Origin of the sequence: Pseudocitrobacter sp. RIT415 (genome assembly GCF_003057695.2) — a bacterium.
Lineage (GTDB): Bacteria > Pseudomonadota > Gammaproteobacteria > Enterobacterales > Enterobacteriaceae > Pseudocitrobacter > Pseudocitrobacter faecalis.
The window spans coordinates 35,738-54,051 of sequence record NZ_QBJC02000009.1 but is presented as its reverse complement, the minus strand read 5'-3'; the positions used below and the strand labels follow the sequence as shown (position 1 = coordinate 54,051).

General features: G+C 53.2%; 16 protein-coding genes and 2 pseudogenes. 7 read left to right on the top strand and 11 right to left on the bottom strand.

Features of this window, described 5'->3' with window-relative positions:
• Positions 1-231: 231 nt before the first annotated feature.
• The 3 genes from treC to treR all read right to left on the bottom strand — a co-directional run bounded on the left by treC (position 232) and on the right by treR (position 4,436).
• Positions 232-1,887, bottom strand: a complete 1,656-nt coding sequence (gene treC / locus DBY68_RS11170; RefSeq protein ID WP_108476184.1) for an alpha,alpha-phosphotrehalase — start codon at positions 1,885-1,887, stop codon at positions 232-234.
• A gap of 51 nt (positions 1,888-1,938) precedes the next feature.
• Positions 1,939-3,357 carry a PTS trehalose transporter subunit IIBC gene (treB, locus tag DBY68_RS11165; RefSeq protein WP_108476185.1) on the bottom strand — a complete coding sequence of 473 codons (1,419 nt, stop codon included), beginning with the start codon at positions 3,355-3,357 and terminating at the stop codon, positions 1,939-1,941.
• 131 nt (positions 3,358-3,488) lie between these two features.
• A complete protein-coding gene (gene treR, locus DBY68_RS11160) occupies positions 3,489-4,436 on the bottom strand; it encodes a trehalose operon repressor TreR (RefSeq protein WP_108476186.1) in 948 nt (315 codons plus the stop codon).
• A 389-nt stretch (positions 4,437-4,825) separates the two neighbouring features.
• On the opposite strand from treR, the gene mgtA reads away from it, so the two are divergent.
• From mgtA to DBY68_RS11145, 3 genes are all read left to right on the top strand, one after another.
• On the top strand, positions 4,826-7,534 hold the full coding sequence (gene mgtA, locus DBY68_RS11155; RefSeq protein WP_108476187.1) for a magnesium-translocating P-type ATPase: 2,709 nt from the start codon (positions 4,826-4,828) through the stop codon (positions 7,532-7,534).
• 132 nt (positions 7,535-7,666) lie between these two features.
• Positions 7,667-8,338: a hypothetical protein gene (locus DBY68_RS11150; protein ID WP_233503887.1), complete on the top strand. Its 672-nt coding sequence runs from the start codon at positions 7,667-7,669 to the stop codon at positions 8,336-8,338.
• Positions 8,331-8,735: a hypothetical protein gene (locus DBY68_RS11145; RefSeq protein ID WP_108476189.1), complete on the top strand. Its 405-nt coding sequence runs from the start codon at positions 8,331-8,333 to the stop codon at positions 8,733-8,735. Before DBY68_RS11150 ends, DBY68_RS11145 begins: the two co-directional genes overlap by 8 nt.
• Positions 8,736-9,155: 420 nt before the next feature.
• On the opposite strand, the gene ridA is transcribed toward DBY68_RS11145, so the two are convergent.
• The 4 genes and pseudogenes from ridA to pyrL form a co-directional block, all read right to left on the bottom strand.
• Positions 9,156-9,542 (bottom strand): 2-iminobutanoate/2-iminopropanoate deaminase, encoded by a 387-nt coding sequence (gene ridA / locus DBY68_RS11135; protein ID WP_108476191.1) that lies wholly within the window; start codon positions 9,540-9,542, stop codon positions 9,156-9,158.
• Between the two features lie 73 nt (positions 9,543-9,615).
• Complete coding sequence (gene pyrI / locus DBY68_RS11130) at positions 9,616-10,077, bottom strand: aspartate carbamoyltransferase regulatory subunit (protein ID WP_015966133.1); 462 nt, start codon at positions 10,075-10,077, stop codon at positions 9,616-9,618.
• 12 nt (positions 10,078-10,089) lie between these two features.
• Positions 10,090-11,025 carry an aspartate carbamoyltransferase gene (gene pyrB, locus DBY68_RS11125; RefSeq protein ID WP_108476192.1) on the bottom strand — a complete coding sequence of 312 codons (936 nt, stop codon included), beginning with the start codon at positions 11,023-11,025 and terminating at the stop codon, positions 10,090-10,092.
• 5 nt (positions 11,026-11,030) lie between these two features.
• A pseudogene (pyrL, locus tag DBY68_RS11120) lies at positions 11,031-11,164 on the bottom strand (pyr operon leader peptide); the annotation flags it as partial.
• Here pyrL and DBY68_RS23100 point away from each other — a divergent pair.
• Both DBY68_RS23100 and DBY68_RS11115 read left to right on the top strand, forming a co-directional pair.
• Positions 11,144-11,209 (top strand): annotated as a pseudogene (locus tag DBY68_RS23100) (hypothetical protein); the annotation flags it as partial. The pseudogenes pyrL and DBY68_RS23100 sit on opposite strands and share 21 nt — an antisense overlap.
• A 219-nt stretch (positions 11,210-11,428) precedes the next feature.
• Complete coding sequence (locus tag DBY68_RS11115) at positions 11,429-11,881, top strand: YhcH/YjgK/YiaL family protein (RefSeq protein ID WP_108476193.1); 453 nt, start codon at positions 11,429-11,431, stop codon at positions 11,879-11,881.
• A gap of 52 nt (positions 11,882-11,933) precedes the next feature.
• Here DBY68_RS11115 and argF read toward each other — a convergent pair whose 3' ends face one another.
• Complete coding sequence (argF, locus tag DBY68_RS11110) at positions 11,934-12,938, bottom strand: ornithine carbamoyltransferase (protein WP_108476194.1); 1,005 nt, start codon at positions 12,936-12,938, stop codon at positions 11,934-11,936.
• 160 nt (positions 12,939-13,098) lie between these two features.
• On the opposite strand from argF, the gene rraB reads away from it, so the two are divergent.
• Together rraB and miaE are read left to right on the top strand one after the other, a co-directional pair.
• Positions 13,099-13,518 (top strand): ribonuclease E inhibitor RraB, encoded by a 420-nt coding sequence (gene rraB / locus DBY68_RS11105; protein WP_108476195.1) that lies wholly within the window; start codon positions 13,099-13,101, stop codon positions 13,516-13,518.
• A gap of 49 nt (positions 13,519-13,567) precedes the next feature.
• Entirely contained in the window at positions 13,568-14,326 is a 759-nt protein-coding gene (gene miaE / locus DBY68_RS11100; RefSeq protein ID WP_108476196.1) for a tRNA isopentenyl-2-thiomethyl-A-37 hydroxylase MiaE, read from the top strand.
• A gap of 10 nt (positions 14,327-14,336) precedes the next feature.
• On the opposite strand, the gene DBY68_RS11095 is transcribed toward miaE, so the two are convergent.
• The 3 genes from DBY68_RS11095 to holC all read right to left on the bottom strand — a co-directional run bounded on the left by DBY68_RS11095 (position 14,337) and on the right by holC (position 18,304).
• Positions 14,337-14,840: a GNAT family N-acetyltransferase gene (locus DBY68_RS11095; RefSeq protein ID WP_108476197.1), complete on the bottom strand. Its 504-nt coding sequence runs from the start codon at positions 14,838-14,840 to the stop codon at positions 14,337-14,339.
• A 165-nt stretch (positions 14,841-15,005) separates the two neighbouring features.
• Positions 15,006-17,861 (bottom strand): valine--tRNA ligase, encoded by a 2,856-nt coding sequence (locus DBY68_RS11090; RefSeq protein ID WP_108476198.1) that lies wholly within the window; start codon positions 17,859-17,861, stop codon positions 15,006-15,008.
• Positions 17,861-18,304 (bottom strand): DNA polymerase III subunit chi, encoded by a 444-nt coding sequence (gene holC, locus DBY68_RS11085; RefSeq protein ID WP_108476199.1) that lies wholly within the window; start codon positions 18,302-18,304, stop codon positions 17,861-17,863. Before holC ends, DBY68_RS11090 begins: the two co-directional genes overlap by 1 nt.
• Between the last annotated feature and the right edge of the window lie 10 nt (positions 18,305-18,314).

The following is an 18,314-nucleotide window of genomic DNA, read 5'->3' as shown; positions in this document are numbered from 1 at the left end:
GACGATAAACCCAATATGTTGGGTCGGCGAGCATTCTAAGGTCTATATATAGTGATTTGCATCAAACAAGTTTGCGATTTTATTGATGTAGGACAAAGTAAAAATCGAAGCGTACAGATGGCGGGCGCTACGGCTAATGTAAATATTGCAGTGCTGAGTTTTGCTTAAAAATTCAACAAAAACAGTAGGATTTGTCGGGAGCCGGCGACCGGGAGTCGCCGGTTGAGAGGGTTAATTTTGTAGCCACCAGACCGCTTCAAAAGGCCGTAGCGTCATTTCAGACGGTGCACTTGCCACTTCGTCATAGTTGCTGATTAATGCCGTCCATTCGCCGTGAGCGGCGTCTGGCTGCCAGTGTTGAAGTTCTGCGCTAAGGTTGGCGACAACCAGCAGCGTTTGCCCCTTCCATTGACGGCGATAGCACCACAAAGCGGGGCGATCGGGCAGAAGATCCTGATAATCACCCCACGTCAGAATCGGCGTGGTTTTACGTAACGCGATCAATTGCTGATAGGTGTAGAACACCGAATTCGGATCGTTCAGCGCTGTATCGACGTTGATCGCTTCATAGTTGTCGCACAGGGCGATCCACGGCGTACCGGTGGTGAACCCGCCGTGCGCGTCGCCATTCCATTGCATCGGCGTGCGGCTGTTATCGCGTGATTTACTGGCGAGGATCGCCAGTAAGGTTTGCGCATCCTGGCCCTGCGCTAACCGCTCGGCGAACATATTGTGGCTTTCCACGTCGCGATAATCGGTGATCTGCGTGAAATGCGGGTTGGTCATGCCAATCTCTTCGCCCTGATAAACATAAGGCGTGCCCTGCATACCGTGCAGCACCATGGCCAGCATTTTGGCGGCGGGCAGGCGATACTCGCCTTCATCGCCAAAGCGCGAAACAATGCGCGGCTGATCGTGGTTACACCAGAACAGCGCATTCCAGGCGCGATTATGCATGCCCTGCTGCCAGTGGCTGAACAGTGCTTTCAGGGCGACGTAGTCCGGCTTCGCCAGCGTCCATTTTTCGCCGCCGGGATAATCGACTTTCAGGTGGTGGAAGTTAAAGGTCATCGAGAGCTCACGCCCATCCAGCGCGGCGTACTGCTGGCAGTTTTCCAGCGAGGTTGACGACATCTCGCCGACGGTCATTAACTCGCGCGGCGTAAAGACATCACGGCTCATCTCCTGCAAAAACTCATGGGCACGCGGGCCATCCGTATAGAAACGACGACCATCGCCGTCCGGGTCAGAAGGGAAAGCCTGATCTTTTGAAATCAGGTTCACTACATCGAGACGCAGGCCGTCGACGCCGCGATCGGCCCAGAACTCGCACACTTTTTTCAGCTCGGCACGTACTGCCGGGTTTTCCCAGTTGAGATCCGCCTGCTCCGGCGCAAACAGGTGCAGATAATATTGCTCGCTCTCCGCGTGCCACTGCCAGGCGTTGCCGCCAAATTTCGAGCGCCAGTTGTTGGGCGGGATGCCCGGTTCGCCGTCACGCCAGATGTAGAATTCGCGGTATGGGCTCGCTTTATTCAACGATTCGCGGAACCAGGCGTGCTGCGTGGAGGAGTGGTTGAGCACCATATCCAGCACGATGCGAATACCGCGCGCTTTCGCCTCGGCCACCAGTTCATCGAAATCGTCCAGCGTGCCGTAGGCCGGATCGATGGCGGTGTAGTTCGCCACATCGTAGCCGTTATCGACCTGCGGTGAGACATAGAAAGGGGTCAGCCAGATGGCGTCAACGCCCAGTTTTTTCAGATAGTCGAGGCGGTAGGTTACGCCGCGTAAATCACCGGTGCCGCTGCCGGTCGTGTCCTGAAAACTCTTCGGATAAATTTGATAAATAACGCCGTTCTGCCACCAGTGGGGAAGAATATTCATAGTGCTGTCCTGAAATGCGAAGGGGCGCAAGGGCGCCCCAAAGTGAAAACATTAAACAATCTGCAAGGTGCCCTGACGGTGTTTACGCTGGTAAACCACCGAGGTGAGAATGATTGGAATAACAATGGCAATCAGCATCGCCAGGCTAAAGACCTGCCAGTAGGTTGGCTGGATGGAAAGAATGCCCGGCAGGCCGCCGACGCCAATTCCGTTTGCCATGACGCCGCTCAGGCCGCACAGCAGACCCGCGAGGCCGGAACCGACCATGGCGCACAGCATCGGGAAACGATACTTCAGGTTGATGCCGTACATGGCCGGTTCGGTTACGCCGAGGAAAGCGGAGATGGCGGCAGGTACGGAAATTTCACGCTCGTTCTGTTTACGGCTGCAAATAATGATCCCCACGACCGCCGAAGCCTGCGCAATATTAGAGAGCGCAATCAGCGGCCACACCGGCGTGCCGCCCATGCTCTGAATCATCTGCATGTCGATGGCAAGCGTCGTCTGATGAACGCCGGTGATCACCAGCGGCGCGTACAGGAAGCCAAACAGCGCAGCGCCAACCGGTGCGAAGCTGCCGGTCATCAGGTGACGCACAGCAAAGGCGACGCCGTCGCCAATCATGCGGCCAAACGGGCCGATAAAGGCGTGAGCAAGGAAGACCGCCAGAATCAGCGAGCAGACCGGCACAATCACCAGATAGAGGTAATCCGGCACGATGCGCTTCATGCGCGTTTCAATATAGCCGAGCGCCAGGCCCGCCAGCAGCGCCGGGATCACCTGCGCCTGATAGCCGACTTTCGCAATGGTAAACAGGCCGAAGTTCCACACTTCCGGCACCTGTTGACCCAGAAGGTAGGCGTTCATCAACTGGGGGGAGACCAGCGTAACGCCGAGTACGATACCCAGAATCGGCGTACCGCCCATTTTGCGCACCGCCGACCAGCAGATACCCACCGGTAAATAGAAGAAGATGGCCTCGCCAATCAGCCATAAGAAATCGTAGATGCTTTGCAGCGACGGGTACATTTGCGCCAGTGTCTGACCGTTACTCATCGGCAGATCGCCGATTACGTTGCGGAAACCGAGGATCAAACCCCCGCTAATCAGCGCCGGCAGCAGCGGGAAGAAGATCTCCGCGAAGTGCGAGATCATACGTTCATGCCACTTCATGTTCTGGCGCGCCGCCAGTTTGGCCTGCTCTTTATCTGCCGCCGCCTGGCCGGTTGAGGCGATTAGCGCGCTGTAGTAATCGCCGACTTCGGTACCGATGACGACCTGAAATTGACCGGCATTGGTGAAGCAGCCTTTCACCATCGGCAGTTCTTCGATGGTTTTCGGATCGGCTTTTGCCGGGTTGTTGAGGACAAAGCGTAAGCGGGTAATGCAGTGGCTGACGGTAGCGATGTTATCGCGCCCGCCGACCAGCTCGATAAGTTTATCGATGTTCTGCTGATTTATTTTACTCATTATGAAAACCTCAGTGCCGAGGAGAGATATTGTGTTGATGACCTGAGCTGTAGCCTATCCGTTAACGGATTTTTGGAAAATGGGAACGTTCCCGAAACGCAGCGAGGATCACATAATTTACGCGTTCAGGCTTAGATGAGGTTGGCGGGAATAATAATTTGACGCGGTTCGGCGCGTCCGGTTATCTGGCCTATCAGCTGTTCTGCCGCCTGGCGTCCTGCGTCGGCATAACCGGGATCGACGGTGATTATTTCCGGGTGCAGAAACTTCATCAGCGGCGTATTACCGACGCTGGCAAGCTGCACGGAATCCATGCGTTCCTGCTGGAAATATTTGCTCGCGCCCAGCGCCAGCGTATCGGTGGCGCACAGCAGGGCGGTGGTGTCCGGCGTCATCACTTTGCTGGCATATTCAAAACCCTGCTTCATGGCGAGACCGGGCAGCGCGGCGACTGGGTTCAGTTTGTTTTTTTTACAGAAAGCGAGATAGGCATCGTGGCGGCGTTTGCCGGTGGTGACGTCGCTGTGGGGCACGCCCAGATAGCTAATATGACGATGCCCCTGGTCGTAGAGGCGCTGCATTAAGATGCTGATGGCGCCTTTGTCGTCATAACATACGGAGGCGAAACCTTTCGCGTCGCGCGCCACCATCACCAGCGACGACTGCCAGTTCGCCAGCATGGTTTCATTGACGCCGGTAAAGCCGAACAGCACCACGCCGTCGATGTTACGTCGCTTCAGCATGCCCAGGTGCTCTTCTACTTTCTCGGGTGAGAACTGGCTTTCCATCATGATGGGGTCGTAACCCTGCTCATAAAAGGCGGGCAGCATGGTCTGTACCGCCAGGTTTTCGGAAAGTGAATCAAGGCGCGTGACGATAATGGCGACCACTTTATCGCTCTGCCCACGCATAGCGCGCGCGGAGCGGGAAGGGGAGAAACCGTGTTGATTCATCACCGCTTCAACACGTTCACGGGTACGATCGCTGACGCCGCTTTCATTATTCAACACGCGGGAGACGGTCGATTTCCCCACTCCGCTCAGGCGTGCGATATCTTTAATGGTCAGCCGGTTCTGCATCTCGTTTCCCGTGTTAATAAAATGTTATTTCAGACTCAGTGTTTCATCCTACGCAAACAATGTGCAATGAGCAAAGTCTGGTTTACGTTCGGTTTAGTTGCCGGGAGGTATTATACCGCTCGAACCGTCACAAACATTATGGTTTTATACCTATAATGTGCGGCATATTTCATCATTCATCTTACCGGAGGCCGTATGGATCCCGATCCCACCCCTCTCCCACACGGGAGCGTAATTTTCCGGTAAGTCAGTTTTCGCTGCCTTACCGAGCACGTGAGGCAGTGACATCCCCGATGTCCCTGTAAAAAAATTAAGTGCCTGACAGGCAAGAATTTGTTGCGCCTGTCAGCCGAGCTGCGTCCGTATTTTACGGATGCGGGGGACGTTTTATGCTGAAAAATATGACCCGGCAGCTGCTTGCACAGCTTAGCCGCCACCTGCCACGCCGTTTAGTCCAGCGTGACCCGATGCCGGATGGCAAAAATCTCTCTGGCGTACCGATGCCGGATTCTCTGAGTCAGCACTGCCTGAAAGTGGCAATGATGGAGGAAGAAGCCGTCTGGCATGCGTTTGACACCCATCCTGAAGGGCTCAACGAGGCCGAAGTCGCGGCAAAACGCGAGCAATACGGCGATAACCAGATCCCGGCGCAGAAGCCCGCGCCGTGGTGGGTTCATCTGTGGAGCTGCTACCGCAATCCGTTCAACCTGCTGCTGACGGTGCTCGGCATCGTGTCCTACTCGACGGAAGATCTCTTCGCCGCTGGCGTGATTGCGCTGATGGTGGCGATTTCCACACTGCTTAACTTTGTGCAGGAAGCCCGCTCCACCAAAGCCGCCGACGCATTAAAAGCGATGGTGAGCAACACCGCTACTGTGCTGCGGGTGGTGAATATTCAGGGCGAAAGCCGCTGGTGTGAAATACCGCTCGACCAGCTTGTTCCGGGCGATATTGTCAAACTGTCGGCGGGCGACATGATCCCTGCAGACCTGCGTGTTGTGCAGGCGCGCGACCTTTTTGTGGCCCAGGCATCGCTCACCGGTGAATCTCTGCCGGTCGAGAAAGTCGCGCGCAGCCGTGACCCACAACAGGCGAACCCGCTTGAGTGCGATACCCTCTGCTTTATGGGCACCACGGTGGTGAGCGGCTCGGCGCAGGCCATCGTCACGGCGACGGGCGGTCACACCTGGTTTGGTCAACTGGCCGGGCGCGTCAGCGAGCAGGAAAGTGAGCCGAATGCGTTCCAGAAAGGCATCAGCCGCGTCAGTATGCTGCTGATCCGCTTTATGCTGGTGATGACCCCGATCGTGCTGTTGATCAACGGTTATACCAAAGGCGACTGGTGGGAAGCGGCGCTGTTTGCGCTGTCGGTTGCCGTCGGCTTAACACCGGAAATGCTGCCGATGATCGTCACTTCGACGCTGGCGCGCGGGGCGGTGAAGCTCTCAAAACAGAAAGTTATTGTGAAGCACCTTGATGCTATTCAGAACTTTGGCGCGATGGATATCCTTTGCACCGATAAAACCGGAACGCTGACGCAGGATAAAATCGTACTGGAAAATCACACTGATATTTCCGGGAAGGCCAGCGAGCGTGTGCTGCATACCGCCTGGCTTAACAGCCACTATCAGACCGGCCTGAAAAATCTGCTGGATACCGCCGTGCTGGAAGGCGTGGATGAAAACGCCGCCCGTGCGCTTTCCGGGCAGTGGCAGAAAGTGGATGAAATTCCATTTGATTTCGAGCGTCGCCGCATGTCGGTCGTTGTGAGCGAACGCCCGTCCGTGCACAAACTGATCTGCAAAGGCGCGTTGCAGGAGATCCTCAACGTCTCTACGCAGGTGCGTCATAACGGCGAAATCGTCCCGCTGGATGAAACCATGCTGCGCCGCATCAAACGCGTCACCGACACGCTGAACCGTCAGGGGCTGCGCGTGGTGGCAGTGGCAAGCAAATATCTGCCCGCGCGTGTGGGTGACTACCAACGTATTGATGAATCCGACCTGATTCTCGAAGGTTACATCGCATTCCTCGACCCGCCGAAAGAGACGACGGCACCGGCGCTGAAAGCGCTGAAAGCGAGCGGTATCACCGTGAAAATTCTCACTGGCGACAGCGAGCTGGTGGCGGCGAAAGTGTGCCATGAAGTCGGACTTGAAGTCGGCGATGTGGTGGTGGGGAGCGATATCGAGACATTAACGGACGATGAACTGGCGGCACTGGCGCTGCGTACCACACTGTTTGCGCGCCTGACGCCGATGCATAAAGAGCGCATCGTAACGCTGCTGCGCCGCGAAGGGCATGTCGTGGGCTTTATGGGCGATGGCATTAACGACGCGCCTGCGCTGCGTGCGGCGGACATCGGTATTTCTGTCGATGGTGCGGTGGATATCGCTCGCGAAGCTGCCGACATCATCCTGCTGGAAAAAAGCCTAATGGTGCTGGAAGAGGGGGTTATCGAAGGCCGCCGGACGTTTGCCAACATGTTGAAATACATCAAGATGACGGCCAGCTCTAACTTCGGTAACGTCTTCAGCGTACTGGTGGCGAGCGCATTCCTGCCGTTCCTGCCGATGTTGCCGTTACATCTGTTGATTCAGAACCTGCTGTACGATGTATCCCAGGTCGCGATCCCGTTTGATAACGTTGACGACGAGCAGATCCAGAAACCACAACGCTGGCAGCCGGCAGAACTGGGGCGCTTTATGATCTTCTTCGGGCCGATCAGCTCCATCTTCGATATTTTAACTTTCTGCGTGATGTGGTTTGTCTTCCACGCCAACGTGCCGGAAGCGCAGACCCTGTTCCAGTCCGGATGGTTTGTAGTGGGGTTACTGTCGCAGACGCTGATTGTGCATATGATCCGTACGCGCCGTATACCGTTCATCCAGAGCCGCGCCGCATGGCCGCTGATTATCATGACGTTGGTCGTGATGGTTGTCGGTATCGCACTGCCATTCTCGCCGCTGGCAGGGTATCTGCAGTTGCAGGCGTTGCCGCTCTCTTACTTCCCGTGGCTGGTGGCAATTCTGGCGGGATATATGACGCTGACGCAGATGGTGAAAGGGTTCTTTAGCCGTCGGTATGGTTGGCAGTAACACATTATGAGGGATAGCGTTATGCTTAACGGTATCCCTAAATGAATTCTGAAAATCAGATAATTTCCCCAGTTCAATCATTAAAATTTGTGTATCTCCTTTAACATTCGCTGAATGTTAAAGGAGAATATTATGTCTGAATATCATTTAAGCCGGAATGACCCTCCACTTAAAAGCGATGAAGGTAGTGGGCCATGGTGCAGTATGGGCCATTTTACCGATAAGCTTTATTATTATGAGCATTATTTAAAAAGAGCTGTGGATGGTAATCTTTTTTTAAAATATCGATATCCTTATGCTCAGCAGCATCTTATGCATTATTTTAATAATACGGGAGAGGATTTACATGTCGATCTCTCCGATATAATGCAAAAATCATCCTCGTTAAGAGATGAATATCAAAAAGAATTAAATCAAGCTATCATGTTCTGTCGAACACTCCCGCCGGGAGAGCATTATTTCGCGTCAAAAAAAGTTAATTATGGTGATTTTATATCTAATAATGCAGATCTCTTCTACGCAATCGGAGGATATCAATATTGGGGAAAAGGATATGTGGTTATAAAAGAAATTTATCATTCTTCTGATAAGACGAGGGAGACTCGTTGCCGCTATAACCTTAAATTTAAATTCAATTTTTTTGACAGATATAACTGGAATGTTACTAAACCGGATGCAGGTGTACGTTTAGGTGGATATATACCAGTCACTGACAGCTTTATGGGGCAGTTCCATCAGGGGTGTCTTGCCAGAGAATATAATATTCGGGGAGTGATTGAAAAAGAGGTGAGCTGGGATGATTGATTCACTTACTTCTCGCAACCTCCAAAAAGCAGCGAACGTTGTTTTTTGGTTATTCCTTTTGTATACAGTTCATCTTGTAATCATCTGTTTTCAACCTATTAAAGAAAGTTCACAACTTCTGGCCGTAAAATGGTGCCAGAATAATATGAGTGACGTTGGATATAATAATGAGGCTCACCCGCGTGGTCTGTACATCTTTGCCGATATAAAGAATGATAATATCATACTTAGTCAAGTTGATTTTCGTCGTAAAAGTTTATCTCAACCTTATCGATACTCTTATGAAAAAATAATGGATTTAAAGGATTACAGAGAGAGGGGAAGACCCGTTATCACGATTGAATGTCTGAAAAATAATCATGAAATAATCCATGGGATTAATTATTATGCCTCGTGAGGTTTTCTTGAAAGCTCTACCGCTAAAGATAAAGTGTATTATTATGATTTGTTGTCTGTTTTTATGCTTTTTTTCGGTAGATACCGCACAACGGTATAATCATCTTATTGAGCTCATCATCAAAGAGAACACGTTTTATACTCTTGAGATCATGCCCTCATTCCGATTTCAGGAGCAGGAGAACGTCTATCTCAATATCTATAAAACAAGATGGCGATGGGTGTTAGGGATTTCCTGTGTATCTGAAAGGATTGAGGATATTGAAAATAACAGTACCACATTTAATCAATGGTCTATTAATAATATCAATAGCCAATCAATCACTGTTGTTAATCAGGGAAAGCAGGTAATTGTTCCGCTCGTACAATGCTATTAACTTTCTAAAAGAAAGGACTCTAATTTTTAGAGTCCTTTGCGCGATTAGCGACGTACCGCAATCGCTTCAATTTCAATCTTCACATCTTTCGGCAGACGTGCGACTTCCACACAAGAACGTGCCGGGAAGGTGGCGTTATGCTCAGTGAAGAACGCTTCATAAGTGGCGTTAACGGTCGCGAAGTCATTCAGATCTTTCACGAAAACGGTCGTTTTCACGATATCGCCCACTTTCAGACCTGCGGATTCAACGATCGCTTTTACGTTCTCCAGCGACTGACGTGCCTGAGCGGCTACGTCTTCCGGCACTTCACCGGTTTTCGGGTTTACCGGGATTTGGCCGGAGGTGATGATCATGCTACCCAGATCAACGCCCTGAACGTAAGGTCCGATAGCGGCTGGTGCATTTTCCGTCGCGAGTACTTTGCTCATGTTTTCTCCAGAATTACAGCGTTAAGAATGTTCCCGGCCATTATAGCAGCCGGGATTTCATTACCAACCTCAATTAGTTGGCCAGCACCACATAATGGGAAAACTCTTTTTCGCAGTATTTACATTTGAGCGCGATGTCATCTGCGCGTTTTTTCACTGCAAAGCTGGATGATACCGGTTCGGCGTGGCTAATGCAGTTGCTGTTCGGGCAAACCAGTACGTTATCAATACGTTCCGGCAAGCTTGGGCGTGATTTCCCAACCACTTCGTACTCTTCAATACGGTTAACTGTCGCCTGCGGTGCATAGAGCGAAAGCTGGTTAACCTGTTCATCAGTCAGGAACGTATTTTCGATTTTAATCAGGTCTTTGCGGCCCATCTCTCCGGAAGGCAGGTTCAGGCCGATAGTGATGCGCTGGTCTGTCTCGGTCAGCTTGAACAGAGTCAGCAGCTTAAAGCCCACCTGTGCCGGGATATGGTCGATTACCGTGCCACGTTTAATGGCTTCTACCTGAAGTTTATTATCGTGTGTCATAGTCATTTCCCCTTACAGATCCAGGTCGCGAGTCAGAACCAGTGCCAGTAACGCCTGGCGTGCGAAGATACCGTTGCCAGCTTGCTGGAAGTACCAGGCGTGCGGCGTTTTATCGACATCCGTGGTGATTTCATCAATACGCGGCAGCGGGTGTAGCACTTTCATATTGTTGCGGGCGCCTTCCAGGTCGGCGGCGCGCAGCACGAACTGTGCCTTCACGTTGGCGTATTCCGACGGATCCAGACGCTCTTTCTGTACGCGCGTCATATAAAGGATATCTACTTCCGCCATCACTTCCTCTATGGAGGAGTGCAGGCTCCAGGCAATCCCTTTCTCGTCCAACATATCCAGAATGTACTGCGGCATCGCCAGCGCGTCTGGGGCGATAAAGTAGAAGCGGTTGCCGTTAAATTTCGCCAGCGCCTGGGTCAGGGAGTGAACGGTACGGCCATATTTCAGGTCACCGACCATCGCCACGTTGAGATTTTCCAGGCGGCCCTGCGTTTCCTGAATGGTGAAGAGGTCGAGCAGCGTTTGCGTCGGGTGCTGGTTGGCGCCATCACCGGCGTTTAACACCGGAATGCCGCTGGAGAACTCGGTCGCCAGACGCGACGCGCCTTCCTGCGGATGGCGCATTACAATGGCGTCGACGTAGGTGCTAATCACAGAAATGGTATCTGCCAGCGTTTCACCTTTTTTACCCAACGAGGTGTTGTTGCTATCGGAGAAACCGACCACGCTCGCGCCCAGACGATGCATTGAGGTTTCAAACGACAAGCGGGTACGGGTCGACGCCTCGAAGAAACAGCTGGCAATCACTTTGTGCTTCAGCAGTTCCGGTTGCGGGTTTGCTTTCAGCTTTGCAGCGGTAGCCAGTACCAGTTCCAGATCGTCGCGACTCAGGTCGTTAATGGAAATGATATGTTTTTGATACAGCGGATTAGCCATGTTTTTCTCCTGACGCCTGCGCAAAAAAAAAGCCCCTTAAATAAGGGGCTTCGAGAATGAGTGAGCAACGGAAAGAAAACGGCAGGCCAGCGTCTGTTTTCAGACGCGGTAAGACGCGATGTCGTACACACTGAACCATAATTCCTCCCGGCAAACGGGACGGGATTATACGCAGGTCTGTTATTGAATCAAGTATCAGATTCATAATTTACGCGACGAAAACGATTTTCTTTGAATAAAAATGCACGTCAGTGTCGCTGGTATGCAGTTGTAACCCATTCATTCCCAACATCAATCAATAACTATGCGCCAGCGCAAATCCCCATCAAAAAGTAGTGGTATGGCAGACTGAATTCTCGTATAACAACTAAAAATGAAACGATGTTTTAATTGAGGTATTACCATGATTGTTGGCAACATCCATAATGTGCAGCCGTGGCTGCCGGAAGCGCTGCGCCAGGCGATCGCGCATGTTAAAGCCGAAGTGACTGATGCCACCGCGTTGGGCAAACATCCCATCGACGGCGACCGCGCCTTTTATCTGGTAGCGGAAGATATGACCGAGCCGTGTGAACAGCGCCGTGCCGAGTATCACGCGCGTTATCTGGATATCCAGATTTTGGTGAAAGGGCAAGAAGGTATGACCTTCAGCACGCTGCCCGCGGGCGCGCCGGAGACCGACTGGCTGGCAGATAAAGACATCGCTTTCCTGCCGGAAGGAAATGAAGAGAAAACGGTCGTTCTGAACGAAGGCGATTTCGTGGTCTTCTATCCGGGTGAAGTGCATAAGCCGCTGTGTGCGGTCGGGACGCCAGCGAAAGTACGCAAAATTGTTGTGAAGATGCTGGTCGAGTAAAGCTCTTCTCCGGCCTACATGCTTCGCGCACCTAGGCCGGAGAGATATTCTCTTACTGGCTTAACGTCGCCACCATCACCGCTTTGATAGTGTGCATGCGGTTTTCGGCCTGGTCGAACACGATGCTTGCCGGGGATTCAAATACCTCGTCGGTGACTTCCATCCCACCGTACAGCCCATACTCTTCGGCCATTTTTTGACCGAGCGTGGTCTGATCGTCATGAAACGCAGGCAGGCAATGGAGGAATTTCACCTGCGGGTTGCCGGTGAGCGCCATCATTTGGCTATTCACCTGATAATCACGCAGCAGCGCAATGCGTTCCGCCCATTTCTCTTTGGCTTCGCCCATCGATACCCACACGTCGGTGTAGATAAAGTCAGCGCCCTTCACACCCGCCGCAATATCTTCGGTGAGGGTAATGTTACCGCCATTCTTCAGCGCCAGCGCTTTACATTCGGTCACCAGGCTCTCTTCCGGCCAGCATTCCTGTGGGGCAATAAGGCGCAGATCAAGCCCGGTCAACGCGGCGGCTTCCAGCATCGAATTGCCCATGTTGTTACGCGCGTCACCTGCATAAACCAGCGTCATCTCATTGAAGGCTTTACCCGGTAAATGCTCCTGCATGGTAAGCAAATCAGCCAACAATTGTGTTGGATGAAATTCGTTGGTCAAGCCGTTCCACACCGGTACGCCCGCGTATTGCGCCAGCGTCTCAACAATCTCCTGGCCGTAGCCGCGATACTGAATACCGTCATACATCCGGCCCAGCACGCGAGCGGTGTCTTTAATCGATTCTTTGTGGCCAATCTGGCTGCCACTTGGGCCGAGATAGGTCACGCGAGCGCCCTGATCGTATGCGGCAACTTCGAAAGAGCATCGTGTGCGGGTTGAGTCTTTTTCGAAGATGAGCGCGATGTTTTTACCGGTCAGTTTTGGCGTCTCTTTGCCACTTTTTTTGTCGGCTTTCAGTTGGGCGGCGAGTTGTAGCAGTGCGTTCAGCTCGGCAGGAGTGAAATCGAGTAATTTTAAAAAGTGCTTATGATAAAAATTAGGCATCTTGTCCTCGCATGGCTTAGGCCACTTATTGAATTAAAATTCAATTTATATGTATGAATATTCAATTGCAACCCCGGTACACAAATCTTTCTCGTAAAGGTGGAGGCAATGCTTGCGGTATGTGACAATAAGAGTAACGCCACATTACGAGGAACGAGCCATGGCAAACCCGGAATTACTGGAAGAGCAGCGTGAAGAGACGCGCCTGATCATCGAAGAACTGCTGGAAGACGGCAGCGATCCTGATGCGCTGTATACCATTGAACACCACCTCTCTGCCGATGACTTCGAAGCACTGGAGAAGTTTGCGGTTGAAGCCTTCAAAATGGGCTATGAAGTGACCGAGCCGGAAGAGCTGGAAGTGGAAGAGGGCGACACCGTCATCTGCTGCGATATCCTGAGCGAATCCGCGCTGAATGCCGATCTGATCGACGCACAGGTTGAGCAACTGATGACGCTGGCCGAGAAATTTGAAGTAGAGTATGACGGTTGGGGCACTTACTACGAAGATCCTAACGGCGAAGAAGGCGACGACGACGAAGATGACGTCGACGAAGATGATGATGGTGTACGTCACTAAGCATCACTCTCCCACGGCAGCGCCTGCTGCCGTGGGGCAAGGATAAAGCATGGATTACCCGCACATACTTTCCCCCGTTCTTAATTTCCTCCACTGCACCACGCCGCAGGCCTGGCTTGATAAAGCCCGTGACCCGGCGAATCTGCCGCTTTTGTTAACCGACCATCTGGTGTGCGAGCTCAAGGCCGCGCAAACCGCCATGTTGCTGGTGCGCAAATATGTCGCCGATAAACAGGGCGCAGAGCTTTTGCTGGCGTGGCTACAGCCGTATGAAGCGTTTGCATTCCGCGATGGGCCGGAACCGGATTTTGTCGCGCTGCATAAGCAGATTAGTAAAAGCGTCATGCCGCAGACCGACGATCCGTGGGGGCAGGCGTTGATCGACAGCATGGTGTTGTTGATCAAAGAGGAGTTGCATCACTTCTGGCAGGTCCGCGAAGCGATGGCCGCGCGTCAGATCCCCTATGTGAAGATCACCGCCAGCCGCTACGCGAAAGGCATGCTCAAAGAGGTACGCACGCACGAGCCGTTGACGCTGATTGATAAACTGATTTGCGGGGCCTATATCGAAGCGCGTTCCTGCGAGCGTTTTGCCGCGCTGGCGCCGTATCTCGATGAGCCATTGCAGAAGTTTTATCTCTCACTGCTTCGCTCTGAGGCCCGCCATTATCAGGATTATCTGGCGCTGGCGCAGCAGGTATCGAAAACGGATATTACCCCGCGCGTGCGCTTCTTCGGTGAAGTGGAAGCGGCATTAATTAGCACGCCGGATGACGAGTTTCGTTTTCATAGCGGCGTGCCGATGTGAATCGAACGCATTAAAGCGCTTTCAGCATCCGCACTTCACAATCCACGTGGCCGGTGCAGCCCAACGGTTCGCTGATATGCTCGAAGCCTAAGTGCTCATACAGACCAATGGCTTCGCGCAGAAACTCGGTGGTTTCGAGATAGCAGTGCCTGAAACCCTGTTCACGCGCGTGATCGAGCGCCATCAGCGCTAACTTCTTCGCCAGCCCCTGACCGCGCACAGAAGAAAGAAAATACATCTTCTGCAATTCGCAGATATCCGGTTCGCTACAGCCTAACGGTGCAACGCCACCGCCGCCAACCACCTGACCATCTTGCTCAACCACCCAATACGCGGCACCTGGCTGGCTGTAAACCTCATACAGCTCGTCCAGATTCGGATCGGCAACGGTATAGCCTTTGTCGGCGGTCAGGCCATATTCAGCGGAGACCTGGCGAATAACGCTGGCAATAGCGGGATTATCGTCAGCGGTGAGCGGGCGCAGCGTGGCGGCGACCGGGGATATAACACTCATAGCGAAACTCGAAATAATTTGTGACGGAGATATGCAGTTAATAACACCGCATGGCGGGTGAGTGCAAGCGAGGATAATTCAGGAAGGAAAATTGGGTGCGTGCCTGAGTGGAGGCCGGATACGCAATGCGGCATCCGGCAACTAAACAGGCACAACCTCAGGGCATTACAGCGCGGCGATGACCGCCTGCTGTTCAATCAGCTTGGCTTTCGCTTCAGCGTAACCGTCCAGCTTCTCACGCTCTTTGGCGATCACCGCTTCCGGTGCACGCGCCACAAAGCCTTCGTTCGACAGTTTGCTTTCGATGCGGCTGATTTCACCTTCGATTTTCGCCACTTCTTTCGCCAGACGCGCCAGCTCATCTTCTTTGTTGATAAGGCCAGCCATCGGGATCAGCAGCTCAGCGCCGTCGATGATTTTGGTTACCGATACCGGGCCTTTTTCATCGGCTGGCAGCACGGTGATGCTCTCCAGACGCGCCAGGTTCAGCAGGAAGCTACGGTTATCGTTTACACGACGCTCCGCATCTTTACTGCAACCGCGCAGCAGCAGTTCCAGCGGTTTGCCTGGGGCGATGTTCATTTCTGCACGGATGTTACGTACAGCAACGATCGCCTGTTTCAGCCACTCGGTATCGGCCAGTGCCGCTTCATCCACCTGAGACGCATCGAATTCCGGGAACGGCTGCAGCATGATGGTATCGGCGGTGATACCGCAAATCACTTTCACACGCTGCCAGATGGTTTCGGTGATAAACGGAATGATCGGATGCGCGAGGCGCAGCAGACCTTCCAGCACGGTCACCAGCGTATGGCGAGTACCACGCAGTTCCGCTTCAGAGCCCCCGGTCATCACCGGCTTGGTCAGCTCCAGATACCAGTCGCAGAACTGGTTCCAGGTGAATTCATAGAGAATGCCCGCAGCGATATCGAAACGGTAGCTATCCAGCGCTTCACGGTACGCTTTCACGGTCTGGTTGAATTCCGCCAGAATCCAGCGGTCTGCCAGCGACAGCGTCATTTCGCCGCCGTTGAAGCCGCAATCCTGATCTTCGGTGTTCATCAGCACAAAGCGGCTGGCGTTCCACAGCTTGTTACAGAAGTTACGGTAACCTTCCAGGCGTTTCATGTCCCAGTTGATATCGCGACCGGTAGACGCCAGCGCCGCCAGGGTGAAGCGCAGGGCGTCAGTGCCGTGCGGCTCGATGCCGTTCGGGAACTGTTTCTCGGTACGCTTGCGGATTTTCTCCGCCATCTGCGGCTGCATCATGTTGCCGGTGCGTTTCTCCAGCAGGTCTGCCAGCGAAATCCCGTCAACCATATCCAGTGGGTCAATTACGTTACCCTTGGATTTGGACATCTTCTGGCCTTCGTCATCACGAATCAGGCCGGTCATGTAAACGGTGTGGAACGGTACCTGCGGCTTGCCATTTTCATCTTTAATGAAGTGCATGGTCATCATGATCATGCGGGCAATCCAGAAGAAGATGATGTCGAAGCCGGACACCATCACGCTGGTTGGGTGGAACTGACGCAGGGCGTCGGTGTTTTCCGGCCAGCCGAGGGTGGAGAAAGTCCACAGCGCGGAAGAGAACCAGGTATCAAGAACGTCTTCGTCCTGACGCAGCGCGACGTCCGCGCCGAGGTTGTTTTCCTGACGCACTTCTTCTTCGGTGCGGCCAACGTAGACGTTACCTTCGTTGTCGTACCATGCCGGGATACGGTGACCCCACCACAGTTGGCGAGAGATACACCAGTCCTGAATATCGCGCATCCAGGAGAAGTACATGTTTTCGTACTGCTTCGGCACAAACTGAATGTCGCCGTTTTCAACGGCTTCAACCGCCGGTTTCGCCAGCACGTCGGCACGCACGTACCACTGGTCGGTCAGCATCGGTTCGATAACCACGCCGCCACGGTCGCCGTAAGGCACGGTCAGGTCGTGCGGTTTAATCTCTTCCAGCAGGCCGAGGGCATCAACGGCGGCAACGATCGCTTTACGCGCGGCAAAACGTTCCAGTTTCTGGAACTCTGCCGGGATCTCATTGGAGTAAACGTCAGATTCGTTACCTTTGGTGTCGTACACTTCCGCCGTTTCGCGAATGTCACCATCAAAGGTCAGAATGTTAATCATCGGCAGTTGATGACGACGACCGACTTCATAGTCGTTGAAATCGTGCGCCGGCGTGATTTTCACGCAGCCGGTGCCTTTTTCCATGTCGGCGTGTTCGTCGCCCACGATCGGAATGCGGCGGTTAACCAGCGGCAGGACAACGAATTTACCGATCAGATCTTTATAACGCGGATCTTCCGGGTTCACGGCCACGCCGGTATCGCCCAGCACGGTTTCCGGACGGGTGGTGGCGACAACCAGATAATCTTTACCGTCTGCGGTTTTCGCGCCGTCGTCCAGCGGATAGCGGATGTGCCACATTGAGCCTTTTGACTCGCGGTTTTCCACTTCCAGGTCAGAGATGGCGGTACGCAGTTTCGGGTCCCAGTTTACCAGGCGTTTGCCACGGTAAATCAGGTCTTCTTTGTAGAGGCGTACGAAGACTTCTTTCACGGCATTGGAAAGCCCTTCGTCCATGGTGAAGCGCTCGCGCTCCCAGTCCACAGAGTTGCCGAGACGGCGCATCTGACGGGTAATGGTGCCGCCGGATTCCGCTTTCCACTGCCAGATTTTGTCGATGAACGCATCGCGTCCATAGTCGTGACGGGTTTTACCTTCTTCAGCGGCAATTTTGCGCTCAACCACCATCTGGGTGGCGATACCGGCATGGTCGGTCCCCGCCTGCCAGAGGGTGTTTTTACCCTGCATGCGCTGGTAGCGAATCATGGTATCCATGATGGTTTGCTGGAAGGCGTGACCCATATGCAAACTGCCGGTGACGTTCGGCGGCGGGATCATGATGCAGAAACTTTCCTGGCTTTCATCGCCATTCGGTTTGAAATAGCCCTGCTTTTCCCAGTGCTCGTAAAGCGGCTGTTCGATATCTTGTGGGTTGTATGTCTTTTCCATTATTTCCAGGTTGCCGTGTTCAGGTTGAAACCAGCCACGCGGTAAGCTTTGTATCGTTCGCGCGCCAGTTGTTTAAGCGAATCTTCGTAAGGAACGAAGTCTATCACTTCTGTGAAAGCGGTGGCAAAATCTGCGAAATTGAGTCGCAGACTGATCAGTATATCGCGCGGGCTACTGTTACGCTTTTGCGGCCAGGCAATTTCGACCGGCGCACCACCGCGTGGGCCTTCGCCCGCGAGATTATGCGGCACAAAACTCTCCGCCGGGCGCGCCCATAGCGCTTCATCCAGGCGAATGGCCTGCTGCTCATCTTCACAGGCAATCAGCACGCGCTTACCACTGCGCCAACGTTCTGCGGCAACATCGCACACCAGTTGCTCGACGGCGCTCAAGCCATCGACGGTGGTTTCGTTGTCCAGAAGATAGAACGTCGCATTTTTCATATATGGGGCT

Bases quoted from the DNA above. Each gene is read 5' to 3' on its own strand.
- pyrI (WP_015966133.1), bottom strand. From the start codon at position 10,077: ATGACACACGATAATAAACTTCAGGTAGAAGCCATTAAACGTGGCACG.
- DBY68_RS11095 (WP_108476197.1), bottom strand. From the start codon at position 14,840: ATGAGTGTTATATCCCCGGTCGCCGCCACGCTGCGCCCGCTCACCGCT.
- miaE (WP_108476196.1), top strand. From the start codon at position 13,568: ATGGATTACCCGCACATACTTTCCCCCGTTCTTAATTTCCTCCACTGC.
- DBY68_RS11145 (WP_108476189.1), top strand. From the start codon at position 8,331: ATGATTGATTCACTTACTTCTCGCAACCTCCAAAAAGCAGCGAACGTT.
- treB (WP_108476185.1), bottom strand. From the start codon at position 3,357: ATGAGTAAAATAAATCAGCAGAACATCGATAAACTTATCGAGCTGGTC.
- argF (WP_108476194.1), bottom strand. From the start codon at position 12,938: ATGCCTAATTTTTATCATAAGCACTTTTTAAAATTACTCGATTTCACT.
- rraB (WP_108476195.1), top strand. From the start codon at position 13,099: ATGGCAAACCCGGAATTACTGGAAGAGCAGCGTGAAGAGACGCGCCTG.
- DBY68_RS11115 (WP_108476193.1), top strand. From the start codon at position 11,429: ATGATTGTTGGCAACATCCATAATGTGCAGCCGTGGCTGCCGGAAGCG.
- treC (WP_108476184.1), bottom strand. From the start codon at position 1,887: ATGAATATTCTTCCCCACTGGTGGCAGAACGGCGTTATTTATCAAATT.
- mgtA (WP_108476187.1), top strand. From the start codon at position 4,826: ATGCTGAAAAATATGACCCGGCAGCTGCTTGCACAGCTTAGCCGCCAC.
- DBY68_RS11090 (WP_108476198.1), bottom strand. From the start codon at position 17,861: ATGGAAAAGACATACAACCCACAAGATATCGAACAGCCGCTTTACGAG.
- ridA (WP_108476191.1), bottom strand. From the start codon at position 9,542: ATGAGCAAAGTACTCGCGACGGAAAATGCACCAGCCGCTATCGGACCT.
- holC (WP_108476199.1), bottom strand. From the start codon at position 18,304: ATGAAAAATGCGACGTTCTATCTTCTGGACAACGAAACCACCGTCGAT.
- pyrB (WP_108476192.1), bottom strand. From the start codon at position 11,025: ATGGCTAATCCGCTGTATCAAAAACATATCATTTCCATTAACGACCTG.
- DBY68_RS11150 (WP_233503887.1), top strand. From the start codon at position 7,667: ATGTCTGAATATCATTTAAGCCGGAATGACCCTCCACTTAAAAGCGAT.
- treR (WP_108476186.1), bottom strand. From the start codon at position 4,436: ATGCAGAACCGGCTGACCATTAAAGATATCGCACGCCTGAGCGGAGTG.